General features: G+C 36.9%; 9 protein-coding genes and 2 rRNA genes. 7 read left to right on the forward strand and 4 right to left on the reverse strand.

The genetic code is table 11. The features are described from left to right. Positions 1–33 precede the first annotated feature (33 nt). Positions 34–1,585: ribosomal RNA gene (locus ACTDJC_RS22265) — 16S ribosomal RNA — on the reverse strand. 630 nt (positions 1,586–2,215) lie between these two features. Here ACTDJC_RS22265 and ACTDJC_RS22270 point away from each other — a divergent pair. The 5 genes from ACTDJC_RS22270 (at position 2,216) to bacA (ending at position 6,551) form a co-directional block, all read left to right on the forward strand. Then, entirely contained in the window at positions 2,216–2,929 is a 714-nt protein-coding gene (locus ACTDJC_RS22270) for a response regulator transcription factor (RefSeq protein ID WP_429711261.1), read from the forward strand. Beyond that, on the forward strand, positions 2,919–3,935 hold the full coding sequence (locus ACTDJC_RS22275; RefSeq protein ID WP_440604716.1) for a sensor histidine kinase: 1,017 nt from the start codon (positions 2,919–2,921) through the stop codon (positions 3,933–3,935). Before ACTDJC_RS22270 ends, ACTDJC_RS22275 begins: the two co-directional genes overlap by 11 nt. A gap of 78 nt (positions 3,936–4,013) precedes the next feature. Then, positions 4,014–4,934 (forward strand): ABC transporter ATP-binding protein, encoded by a 921-nt coding sequence (locus tag ACTDJC_RS22280; RefSeq protein ID WP_440604717.1) that lies wholly within the window; start codon positions 4,014–4,016, stop codon positions 4,932–4,934. Beyond that, positions 4,927–5,664, forward strand: a complete 738-nt coding sequence (locus ACTDJC_RS22285) for an ABC transporter permease (RefSeq protein WP_098311349.1) — start codon at positions 4,927–4,929, stop codon at positions 5,662–5,664. Before ACTDJC_RS22280 ends, ACTDJC_RS22285 begins: the two co-directional genes overlap by 8 nt. An 89-nt stretch (positions 5,665–5,753) precedes the next feature. Then, positions 5,754–6,551, forward strand: coding sequence for an undecaprenyl-diphosphate phosphatase (gene bacA, locus ACTDJC_RS22290; RefSeq protein ID WP_440604718.1), 798 nt, complete (start codon positions 5,754–5,756; stop codon positions 6,549–6,551). A 474-nt stretch (positions 6,552–7,025) separates the two neighbouring features. Here the strand turns inward: bacA and ACTDJC_RS22295 are convergent, their stop codons facing one another. Next, the gene (locus ACTDJC_RS22295) at positions 7,026–8,450 is read right to left on the reverse strand and encodes an amino acid permease (protein WP_440604719.1); all 1,425 of its coding nucleotides are present in this window, start codon (positions 8,448–8,450) and stop codon (positions 7,026–7,028) included. 256 nt (positions 8,451–8,706) lie between these two features. Between ACTDJC_RS22295 and ACTDJC_RS22300 the strand changes: the two genes are divergently transcribed. Continuing rightward, entirely contained in the window at positions 8,707–9,456 is a 750-nt protein-coding gene (locus ACTDJC_RS22300) for an IclR family transcriptional regulator (protein ID WP_098311347.1), read from the forward strand. A gap of 208 nt (positions 9,457–9,664) precedes the next feature. Further along, positions 9,665–11,359: a M20/M25/M40 family metallo-hydrolase gene (locus ACTDJC_RS22305; protein WP_440604720.1), complete on the forward strand. Its 1,695-nt coding sequence runs from the start codon at positions 9,665–9,667 to the stop codon at positions 11,357–11,359. Positions 11,360–11,596: 237 nt separating this feature from the next. Here the strand turns inward: ACTDJC_RS22305 and ACTDJC_RS22310 are convergent, their stop codons facing one another. Then, positions 11,597–12,970 carry a short-chain fatty acid transporter gene (locus tag ACTDJC_RS22310; RefSeq protein ID WP_440604721.1) on the reverse strand — a complete coding sequence of 458 codons (1,374 nt, stop codon included), beginning with the start codon at positions 12,968–12,970 and terminating at the stop codon, positions 11,597–11,599. Between the two features lie 264 nt (positions 12,971–13,234). Beyond that, positions 13,235–13,337, reverse strand: a 5S ribosomal RNA gene (gene rrf, locus ACTDJC_RS22315); the annotation flags it as partial.

Raw genomic sequence — 13,337 nt, forward strand, 5'->3', positions numbered from 1 at the left:
TATTGATGAACAGCGTTCATCAATTCTCCATAGAAAGGAGGTGATCCAGCCGCACCTTCCGATACGGCTACCTTGTTACGACTTCACCCCAATCATCTGTCCCACCTTAGGCGGCTGGCTCCAAAAAGGTTACCCCACCGACTTCGGGTGTTACAAACTCTCGTGGTGTGACGGGCGGTGTGTACAAGGCCCGGGAACGTATTCACCGCGGCATGCTGATCCGCGATTACTAGCGATTCCAGCTTCATGTAGGCGAGTTGCAGCCTACAATCCGAACTGAGAACGGTTTTATGAGATTAGCTCCACCTCGCGGTCTTGCGACTCTTTGTACCGTCCATTGTAGCACGTGTGTAGCCCAGGTCATAAGGGGCATGATGATTTGACGTCATCCCCACCTTCCTCCGGTTTGTCACCGGCAGTCACCTTAGAGTGCCCAACTTAATGATGGCAACTAAGATCAAGGGTTGCGCTCGTTGCGGGACTTAACCCAACATCTCACGACACGAGCTGACGACAACCATGCACCACCTGTCACTCTGCTCCCGAAGGAGAAGCCCTATCTCTAGGGTTGTCAGAGGATGTCAAGACCTGGTAAGGTTCTTCGCGTTGCTTCGAATTAAACCACATGCTCCACCGCTTGTGCGGGCCCCCGTCAATTCCTTTGAGTTTCAGCCTTGCGGCCGTACTCCCCAGGCGGAGTGCTTAATGCGTTAACTTCAGCACTAAAGGGCGGAAACCCTCTAACACTTAGCACTCATCGTTTACGGCGTGGACTACCAGGGTATCTAATCCTGTTTGCTCCCCACGCTTTCGCGCCTCAGTGTCAGTTGCAGACCAGAAAGTCGCCTTCGCCACTGGTGTTCCTCCATATCTCTACGCATTTCACCGCTACACATGGAATTCCACTTTCCTCTTCTGCACTCAAGTCTCCCAGTTTCCAATGACCCTCCACGGTTGAGCCGTGGGCTTTCACATCAGACTTAAGAAACCACCTGCGCGCGCTTTACGCCCAATAATTCCGGATAACGCTTGCCACCTACGTATTACCGCGGCTGCTGGCACGTAGTTAGCCGTGGCTTTCTGGTTAGGTACCGTCAAGGTGCCAGCTTATTCAACTAGCACTTGTTCTTCCCTAACAACAGAGCTTTACGACCCGAAGGCCTTCATCGCTCACGCGGCGTTGCTCCGTCAGACTTTCGTCCATTGCGGAAGATTCCCTACTGCTGCCTCCCGTAGGAGTCTGGGCCGTGTCTCAGTCCCAGTGTGGCCGATCACCCTCTCAGGTCGGCTACGCATCGTCGCCTTGGTGAGCCGTTACCTCACCAACTAGCTAATGCGCCGCAGGTCCATCTATAAGTGACAGCCGAAGCCGCCTTTCAATTTCGCACCATGCGGTGCAAAATGTTATCCGGTATTAGCCCCGGTTTCCCGGAGTTATCCCAGTCTTATAGGCAGGTTACCTACGTGTTACTCACCCGTCCGCCGCTAACTTCTTAAGAGCAAGCTCTTAATTGGTTCGCTCGACTTGCATGTATTAGGCACGCCGCCAGCGTTCATCCTGAGCCAGGATCAAACTCTCCAATAAAGTGTTTGTCTAGCATCATAAATAAAAATTGACGTTTCACGTTGTTTGTTTCGTTCAGTTTTCAAAGAACTTGTTCGCCGCTTAATTGCGACTTCCTTATGTTAACATCTTTGTTTTTCAATGTCAACTAAGTTTTTTATTTCGTTTTCGCTTTCTGCTCTGTTGCATCAGCGACTCGTATAATACTACACCTCTATCTAAAAATAGTCAATGGTTTTTTAGAGATATTTATCTATTCTTTCTGCAGGATTATAAGAATACACCTCAAGTACTTCTTTATCCCGCTATTCGCAGGCAGTAAGACCCCCACCTCACAAGATGCAGAGAAAAACGAAGAAGATAGGTAGGGATAACTTCCTGTAAAAGCCCGATTGGCTCAACTAACCATCAGTGTGGCACGAAGAACCCCTCCTCTGCTGGAAGTTTCACTTTCTTTACTCCCCCATATGCTTCTGCATAGTTTACTCATAAAATGCCTTTCCTATTTGATTCTGTACTAACAACCTTATTTTAACAATTTATAGTATATAATTAGATAGCAATTAAATTTTTCATTCATGAAACCATCGTACAACCTTTGTTTATACAAATTACACTACCAACAAAATCATATTAGAAGCAGGTGGAAATATGGAAGATATACGTGTACTGATAGCCGATGATGAAAAAGAAATACGAGATTTATTAAAAAAATATCTAGAACGGGAACTATATACAGTAGATATCGCTATAAATGGTGAAGAGGCTCTTCGTTTATTTGAACAAAACAAATATAACCTCATCATATTAGATCTTATGATGCCCAAAGTTGATGGTATCGAAGTATGTAGAAGACTTAGAGACAAAACAAATATCCCGATATTAATGCTTACTGCTAAAGATCAAGAAGTAGATAAAATTTTAGGCTTAAGCATAGGTGCGGACGATTACATTACAAAGCCTTTTAGTATCAATGAGGTAGTCGCCAGAGTAAAAGCTCTTATGAGGCGCTTTTTAATATTAGGAAGTAATGCTAACACGCAAGAAAAAACAATCCTAACATTTAAAGGGCTAACAATTGATTTAAAAAAGTACACAGTTAACGTAGATGGAAAAGAAATATCTTTAACCGGAAAAGAACTTGAACTATTAAAGTTTTTCACTTCAAATCCTGAACAAGTTTTTACGAAAACGCAACTCTTTCGCAATGTTTGGGACAGTAACTATATAGAAGATGATAATACAGTTATGGTGCACATTAGAAAGCTTAGAAAGAAAATAGAAGCTAATCCCTCTGATCCTAAATTCATTCAAACTGTATGGGGAATCGGTTATAAATTTGTAGGTGAAAAGGATGAAGAATGATAAAGTTCTCTATCTTATCCTATGTCAACTTATAATCATCGCTGGGCTTCTATTTATAGACATGGTTCACACATTAAAATTAACTTTATTCATTACACTTATTGTTATAACAATAAACCTTTTCTTTATAAGACTTCATTTTATTCAGAACCGAAAGTCTATAGTGGCTAAATTAAGACGGGCAATTAACGGAAATTTACATACAAGACTATATACAAATAACGACCATTCATTAGACGATGTAGTTTTTTCTGTAAATGAATTAATAAGCGAGCTAGAAAAGGGCCAAGTTGAATCCAAAAGATTTCAAGAAGCCCGAAAACAACTGCTATCTAGTATCTCACATGATATTCGGACACCACTTACTTCTATTATTGGATATATCGATGCTTTAAAAGATGATATCGCTGCTTCAGAAGATGAAAAACAAGAATATCTCGAAATACTATCAAAGAAATCAAACAGCTTAAAGCAATTAGTTGATCAAATATTTAATATGGCCAAGCTAGATGCTGATGAGTTTCCATTAAAGGAAGAACAACTTGATTTTTCAGAGATTACTAGGGAATCTTTAATTGAATTTTTACCTGAGCTATCCATGCATGATATTAAGTTACAAGTTAACATCCCAGAAGAACCTTGCCCGATTACAGCAGATTCTCTTAGTCTAATGCGAGTTATAGGTAACCTCATGAAAAATGCCATATATTACGGAAAACCTGGGAAGGTAGTAGGAATAGAGCTCTCGGAAACCACAAATGAATATCATTTGCTCATTTGGGATAAAGGACCTGGAATTTCAAAGAGCGATTTAGAAAACGTATTTGAGAGAATGTACCGAAGTGACCAATCAAGGAACCCTTCGCATGGTAGTAGCGGCCTAGGACTCGCTATCGCTAAAGCACTCGTAGAAAAAAACGGCGGCCAAATTTGGGTAGAAAGTATTCCATGGGAAAGAACCACCTTTGGATTTTCCATCCCGAAGCAAACTGTTTTTAAGAAATAGTTAAGAAATGATTAAGCAGCAGTTAAATCCTCCTTTTTATCATGTAATTAAGAGATTATAGAAAGTAGGTGTTTTAAAGTGAGTACAATTATAAAAACAACAAATCTTACTAAAATTTATGGCAATCAAAAATCTGTAGATAATCTCAACATAAATGTGAACCAAGGAGAGATTTATGGATTCATCGGGCGAAATGGCGCAGGTAAAACGACTACAATTCGAATGCTGCTAGGCCTAATAAAACCTACAAGCGGAAAAATCGAAATATTCGGAGAGGATTTTCTCAAAAACCAAAAAGAAATTTTAAGAAGAATTGGTTCTATCGTTGAAGTTCCAGGGTTTTACGAAAACCTTACTGCAAGAGAAAATTTATTAATTAATGCCAAAATCATAGGCGTTCACAAAAAAAATGCGATTGAAGAAGCCTTAGAAATTGTAGGACTGCAACATGAAACGAAAAAACTAGTAGGAAAATACTCATTAGGGATGAAACAACGATTAGGAATTGCAAGAACCCTTCTCCATTATCCAGAGCTATTAATATTAGATGAACCAACTAACGGTTTAGATCCTATTGGTATTAAAGAAATGCGAAAGCTCATTAAATCTTTAGCCCAAGAAAGAAACATAACGATATTAATTTCTAGCCATATTTTAGCTGAAGTTGAACAGCTAGTCGATCATATGGGAATTATTCATGAAGGGAAGTTATTGGAGGAAATTGCACTTGATACACTTCAAAAAACAAATCGTAAATACTTAGAATTTCAAGTAAATAACGATAATAAAGCTGCGATGCTGTTAGAAAATCAATTTCATATTTCTGATTATGAGGTTCATGATGAAGGAAATATTCGCATTTACTCTCACTTCGGACAGCAAGGACAGATTAATAAAACATTTGTTCAAAACGATATTGAAGTATTAAAGATTATGATGAGCGAAGATAGATTAGAAGATTACTTCACCAAATTGGTTGGGGGTGGGACAATTGGTTAATCTACTATATACAGAACTATTAAAATTAAAACGCTCTAATATGTTCTTGATTAGTATTATTGGGGCAGCGGTAGCACCATTTATGATAGTTTCGGCCTTTTATATAGAAAAGAAAACAAAACCATCTGCTCCAGCTGCGGGTCTCGATGACCTTTTTTATAATGCTAATATGTATACTATTTTATTAATGGGAGTCCTTCTATACGGAGTCGTTACCGCTTATCTCTTTAATCGGGAATACACAGAAGATACATTAAAAAGCCTATTAACCATTCCTGTATCACGTTTTAACTTTATTATAAGTAAATTTATTCTTCTTTTTATTTGGATTATGATGTTGACTATAGTTACTTGGGGACTAACTTTACTATTAGGACTATTAGGAGGCTTTCCTGGCTTAAGCGGCCCATTACTCTTGCAATCTTTACTGAAATTTTTGCTGGGCGGTGGACTCCTTTTTATCTTATCCCCCCTTATTGTACTGCTAACTCTTGTAATGAAGACTTATGTTCCGCCTATTATATTCACAATTGTTATAACGATGGCAAATCTTATGGTTACAAATTCGGAACACAAAGATTTATTTCCTTGGACAGCTACACTCGATATAGTAAACAACGAACTGCAACCGACATATCCTCCAGAATATTCTTATATCGTTATTGCCGCTACAGCTATGATCGGATTTATCACAACAATCTTCTATTTTAAAAAGGTTGATATTCATTAATTTATACGGATGAAAAAATATCCCAGAAATCTCCACCAGTTATCAAGGTTTGAAAGAAGAATTTTCATTTATATATTAGGAGTGAAATTATGAGCGACACAGTCACCGCCTTTATACTTGGTATCATAGAAGGACTAGCAGAATTTTTACCAATTTCCTCTACTGGCCACCTTATATTAGCCGGTCACTTGTTAGGATTTGAAGGAGAAAGAGCAAAAACATTTGAGATTGTGATACAGCTAGGAGCTATTTTAGCTATCGCTGTCTTATATCACAAACGCCTTGTTTCTTTATTTAATATAAAACCACTTCTACAGAAAGAAAAAAAATTCAATGCATTACATGTGATTCTAGGTGTATTCCCAGCTGTAGTTGCTGGCTTACTATTACATGATGTGATCAAAACATACTTATTTCAGCCATACACTGTCGTTATCGGGCTTGTAGCAGGAGCAATCCTTATGATTTTTGCAGAAGTTAAAAAACCTAAAGCTACCTCCTATTCATTAGACGATTTAACATATCGTCAAGCATTAACAATTGGGTTATTTCAATGTTTAGCAGTATATCCTGGCTTCTCAAGAGCTGGATCCACAATGTCTGGAGGATTGTTAGCAAAAGTGAATTATAAAGCCGCATCAGAATTCTCTTTTCTTATCGCGCTTCCCGTCATGGTTGGAGCAACTGGTCTAGACTTATTAAAAAGTTGGAAGTATTTAAGTGTAGACGATATTCCAATGTTCGCAGTAGGATTCATTACTTCTTTTATTGTAGCAATGCTAGCAGTCGTTACCTTTTTAAAACTGTTAGCTAAAATAGGATTAAAGCCATTTGCTTATTATCGTATTTTGTTAGCTATTGCATTCACTACTTTTGTACTGCTTTAACTAGAACAATCTCTTCTATTCGAAAGAAACAACTAGTCAGCCGATATCCAGATTAGGATATCGGTTTTTCATTGATTTAGCTACTAAGAAAGAAATATTAGAATACACAAGCTATCCAGCCAGCGGGGTCCCTTCATTTAGTTATGATGCAACGTTTTTAATAAATCCCAAAAATATTATAAAGTGAACATTCCATCAATGGGGATTTTCTTCATCCCCCACTGATGGAATGTTCTCACCAATCGGGCGCATGCCAGCAGTTATCCCCCACCTAGCTTCTTCGCTTCTCTCTCTATCTTGGGCTGGAGATCTCTTACTACCTGCGAATAGCGGGATAAATAAAAATAGTACCGTTCAAGATTACTTGAACGGTGCTATTTCACTTCATTTCAAAGCCAATAACAAAAAAGTATTTCTTTTCATTACGAAAATATCTTCATTTTAAAAATGCACTTAGAAAGAACAAGATGAACTTCACATCATTTTTCTCATTTTATTCTCACTATAACTGTTATTACTAATTCTTTTTCTTACTTTTATGTAGTAGTAAGCATAACAAGCAATAATAAAAGGTACAGTACAATAAATTCCTAGTCTCTGATCAGGAATAAAGATAAGACTTACTAATATAAGACCGTACAGTCCAAAGCCTAAAATTGGGACAATTGGATAAAGAGGTGTTTTGAATTTCAAATCTTCTAACTTACCGCCTTCTGCTAGGTAACGCCTACGGAAAAGAAATTGAGAAGCACAAATGGACATCCATACAATAATTGTAATAACGCCCGAAATCGAAATTAACCATAAATACACAGTTTCAGCAGCCACAACACTCGTCAAAAGTGAAAAAGCAGAAATAGATATCGTCATAATTAATGCATATAATGGAATACCACGTGACGATACTTTCTGTAAGAAAGCTGGAGCCATGTCATTTTTGGACAATGACCAAAGCATTCTTGTTGCTGCATATAATCCTGAGTTAGCAACCGAAAGAACAGCAGTGAGAATGACAAAGTTCATAATACCAGCAGCATATGGAATACCCATATTATCAAAAACGGCAACAAATGGACTTTTCGCTAAACCTGCTTCTTCCCAAGGAATCAAGGCTGCAAGAACAAATATCGCTAAAACGAAGAAAAACATCGTCCGCCATATAATATTTCGAATGGAACGCGGTAACGTTTTTTCAGGATTTTCACTCTCACCCGCTGCGATACCAACCAGTTCCGTACCCTGAAAGGAATAGTTAACCGTAACCATTGTTAACAGTATCGCACCAATTCCGTTTGGGAATAGACCACCGTAATCTGTAAAGTTTGAAAAAAACGGCGCCGCTTCATTCCCTTTTAAGTCAATAAAGCCAAACATCGCTGCTCCTCCAAGAATAATGAAGGCAACAATGGCTGACACTTTAATGCTCGAAAACCAAAATTCCGTTTCTGCATAACTGCGGGCAGATAATGCATTAATACTAAAAATTGTAACACCAAATGTTAAACACCAAACCCATACAGGAATATCAGGAAACCAGCGCTGCATCGTAATACCTGCAGTTGTAAATTCAAGCCCAACAGTATTTGCCCAGCTTAGCCAATACAGCCATCCAATAGTAAATCCAGTAGCAGGATTTATATACTTCGTAGCATATTCCTGGAAAGAACCAGACACCGGCATAGCCACCGCGAGCTCGCCAAGACATAACATGACGAGGTACATCAATAATCCACCAGCCATAAAAGCAAGTACAGCTCCTCCAGGTCCAGCTTTGCTGATGATAAAACCAGAACCGTTAAACAAGCCAGTTCCGATTACACCACCAAGTGCAATCATGAACAAATGTCGACTTTTCATCGTACGCTTTAATTCATTATTCTTGCTGTCAGAATGCGTCATTGTTTTCCTCACTTTCATAATTGATATTATAAAAAGAAGTTTTTCCGTATTACGGAATTGTTTCCACTATACGAAATCTTGTTTTAATTTTCAGATAATTAAATAAAAAAGTCAACATGTTTTTGTATGCGTTTTCGTTTTATATTCTCTCTATTTTGTTTATTCTGAAATTTAGTTTGATTTCATTTTAAATTTTTGCTAAATTGATAGTTAATCAAAGAGATTTACACATTACAAGTAAAGTCGAGGCCAGTATATGGTACAATCCATCGATCGAGCTATAGGTATTATTAAATTACTAAATTCTGATAACAATAAAGAGTACTGGTCCATTTCTGACATAGCCGAAAGAACATCTCTTCCGGTTAGTACAGTACACAGGTTACTCAATTCTCTAATGAAACATGAGCTTGTTTCACAAATTCCAGAAACGAAGCATTATACATCAGGACCTATGTGGATGGAAATCGGCTTACGTCAATTAGAGAAAATTGACTACAAATCTGTAGCCAGAGAAGTAATGAAACGTTTAGCACATGAAGTGGAAGAAAGCGTTTATTTAAATATTCCAAATGGAACACATTCTATTATTATCGAAAGAATTGACAGTCCATTAAAAGTTCGTGTTATTGATAACTTAGGAGAAAGAATTCCTCTTTCTATCGGTGCACCAAATAAAACAATACTCGCTAATATGGATTCTAGAGAGACACATCACATTATTGACCAATTACTTTCTTCCTCACCAGAACAAAAGCAAATTCTTTTACATCAATTATTAGAAATAGAAAGACAAGGGTATGCCGTAAGTTATGGTGAGAAAACCGAAGGCACTGCATCTGTTGCGGCACCCATTATAGGCTTTAACAATAAAGTGATGGGAGCATTAAGCGTTGGAGTGCTTAACCACCGTATCAACGATGATCGGCTAACCTTCCTTATTAGCAAGGTGAAACAAGCCGCTAGTGAAATATCTACTAAAATCGGCAGAACGTCCGTATTATAAAATCGACAATCTGCCGTCATTTTTTTATTCATATAGCGGAAACTAATTTCATAATGTGGAAAATAAAAGACAGATATGAAAGTTTTAGACTTGAGGTTAGTATGAGTTGTTATCCAAAATGTTGTTGCTGTTTTCTTTTTAAACAATAAAATACATGCTTTTACAAACAATTACTTTTTTAATCAAAAAATTAAGGAGGTTTTATCTTATGTATCAACAATTACACTCACTATCTCTAGAAAAACAAGTCGAGACACTAACAAAACATCTCGTTTCATTTAATAGCATTAACGGAACTGAAGGTGAAGCCCATATTATAGATGAACTTTATCGCATTTTGAAAAACTTTCCATATTTTAAACAGCACCCTGAACATTTATGGGTACAAACTGTTCCAAATGATCCAATTAACCGAATAAATTTATTTGCATTTGTAGAAGGAAACAAAAAATCAACTTCTACCATCATTTATCATTCTCATCTAGATACAGTTGGAATTGAAGACTTCGGCCTATTAAAGGAACATGCTTTTTCCTCAGAAACATTAGAAGAATATTTTCAAACATATGAGGGAAATCTTGATGTCCAGACTGATGCTAAATCTGGAGATTGGCTATTTGGTCGTGGCTCTGTTGATATGAAAAGTGGGGCTGCTGTCCATATCGCTAACATTTTATATTTCTCACAACATACCGATCTATTAGAAGGAAATCTTCTTTTACTTTTCAATGGTGACGAAGAGGGAGAACACCGCGGAATTACAGCTGCATTAACTGAACTAGAAAGACTACAACGAGAAAAACAATTACACTACTGTCTAGCAATTAATAATGATTTCATCACACCTCTATACGACGGAGACAACCAGCGCTATATTTATACAGGAACAGCTGGGAAACTTCTACCTTGCTTCTATATTTATGGAAGAGAAGTACATGTTGGAGATACATTATCAGGAATTGATCCAAACTTTATTGCTGCTCAAATTACACGCAGATTACACAACAACTATAAACTAACTGAATTTATTCCTGATGAGCTTGTTCTACCTCCAACATGTTTATATCAACGCGATAATAAAGACAGTTATACTGTACAAACCGCAACAAGTAGCCAGCTATACTTTAATTATTTTATTTATGAATCTACACCTGAAGAAGTTCTTGAGCGACTATTAGCCGAAACAAAACAAGTATGTAAAGAAGCTGAAGAGTATCTAAAAGAACAGTTTCAGCATTATTTACTTGTAACAGGCTTACCATCACGTGACCTTTCATGGGAGATTGCTGTTACAAGTTACGGAGATTATATAGAAGAATTACAACAACATGGCATAAATACGGAAGCAATTATTCAAAATACCCTAAAACAAAGTAAGAATAGTGACTTACGTGAAGTTTATTTTGAAATTGTTGCCGCTCTACAAGAAATGGATCCTGAAAAAAAACCAAGAGTTATTTTATTTTTTGCACCGCCTTTTTTACCACATAACTATTTAAAACAAACGAATGAACAAAATCGTCAATTACAAAGCAGTATTGAAGTAATACTACAAAATGTACAAGATGAGACTGGAGAACAATTTGTTTTGAAAAAGTTTTTCCCTTATTTAGCTGATGGGAGCTTCCTATCTATTCACGAAACAGACGATGAACTAAAACCATTATTACAAAACTTCCCGAAATGGGAGCAACTATATCCGCTTCCATATGACACTATACGTAAATTAAATATCCCTTCTATTAATATGGGGGTGTATGGGAAAGACGGTCATAAATGGACAGAACGTGTCTATAAACCATATTCATTTCATGTGTTACCTTTACTTATTCAAAAAACAACAATGCAACTTTTACAGGATTTTAAGAAAAGTTCAAACCATGAAACAGTTCATCCTATGTAAGCACACAAGCACAGCAAGTTTAAAATAATGACCAATTTCTATACTCTTTTATATAATAAGATTTATTTCATCGAAAAAAGACAGGGAATCCTGTCTTTTGAAAATAATACTGTAAACTATGACATTTTGGGATAATAAAGAGCAATTCATTTAACTAACCATCAGTGGGGGATACCTCTACTGATGGTTAGTTTTGCATTATAGTTTTTGAAAAGAAAACGAATTCCTTCTATAGGGTTAATAAAGAAATAACATAAGTACACTTGTAACAATCCCTACCCAAATACAAAGAATAAAGCAGTATCCCATAATATCCTTAATTTTTAGTCCTAATACCCCTAAAAGAGGCAAAGCCCAAAATGGCTGAATCAAATTTGTCCATGCATCTCCCCATCCTACTGCCATTGCAACATTCGCTGGATCTACACCTAATTTCAATCCAGCTGGAATTTGTAACGGTCCTTGCAATGCCCATTGTCCTCCGCCTGACGGTGCCAATAAATTTACCAATCCTGCTGACCAATATGTAAAAATATCAAATGTATCTTTCGATGCAATGGATGCCATCCATTCAATAATAGAACTTCCTAATCCTGAACTACCTAGCACAGCAATTATTCCTGCATAAAACGGGAATTGTAAAATAATTGGAGAAATTGATCCAGTCGCTTCTTTAAATCCTTGCGAAAAGTTACCTAGAGAACCATGCAATAACAAGCCTAGTGATAAAAATAATAGATTAATAATATTTAAATCCAAGCTGCGGCCATTAACAAACTCATATACACAATAAAACATACCCATTAAACCGAATAATGTTCCCAACACCGGGGTCCATTCTAATTTTTCTGCGATAGTTAAATCTTTCTGAGAAGGTTTTATAAAAGAGGATTCAGTTTTCTCATTGTCTTTATAACCAACAATTCCACTTTTCGGAGCCATAAGTACAATGATAATTGGCATCGTAATAAATAATGCCAGAAAGATAGTGATAGTAGAAAAACTAAAGATCGTTTGAGATGTTGGAATTACCCCCATTACATCTGCAAGAAAATGATCCTTTGTAGCAATTGTTAATCCAATCGAACTAGAAAGTCCTGCACTATATAAAGCTGTTGGAGAATAAGCAGCTGCTACAAGTAATGGAAAATGAGCATGCGGATTCTTTTTCCCTACTTCCTTTGCCACAATTGCTCCTACAACAACAGCTAATCCCCAATTAATATAATATGCAACCGCACTTACTAAAAACGTGAGAATATAAGCTTTTTGAGGCGTATTAGCTAGTCTTGCCATAGACTGTAAGCCTCTATTAATAATAGATACAGAAGCCAACGTCATCCCTGTTACCATTAACAATACCATCTGCATAGTAAAAGTTAAATAAGTCCAAAATCCATCTCCCCACGATTTTACAATAGCATACGGCTTAGAGGGATTCATAAAAAATGCTACAATGAAAACAAAAAATGTGAGTAATACAGCAATAACAAAGGCATCAGGCACATATTTCTGTGACCACCTTGAAAATACATCGGCACACTTCGTAAGTAAAGTTTCCTGTTTTCTTACAGCCTTGCTTGTATCTTGTTTTAATACAGCTTTGTTCATTAAATAAATCCTCCTTTTTCCCTATTTTTATATAGTTAATATGTAAGATTTCTATATGAAACATAAATAACCTCTATATAATTAAAAAAGCCTTCTTTTTCATCAAAAATTACATTAGATGAACAAAGATAGACTTTCAGAATAGTTGGCAATAAACATGTATAAGACTGATCAAAACAAAAATTATATGTATAAGAAAATAAAGTTTTGTTATCTTTCTTTATAATAAACAAAAAAACCTAAGTCGAAACGACTTAGGTTTTTGCCTGGCAACGTCCTACTCTCACAGGGACAAAGTCCCAACTACCATCGGCGCTAGAGAGCTTAACTTCCGTGTTCGGTATGGGAACGGGTGTGACCTCTCTGC

This window comes from Bacillus sp. GB_SG_008 (assembly GCF_052038115.1).
Lineage (GTDB): Bacteria > Bacillota > Bacilli > Bacillales > Bacillaceae_G > Bacillus_A > Bacillus_A rhizoplanae.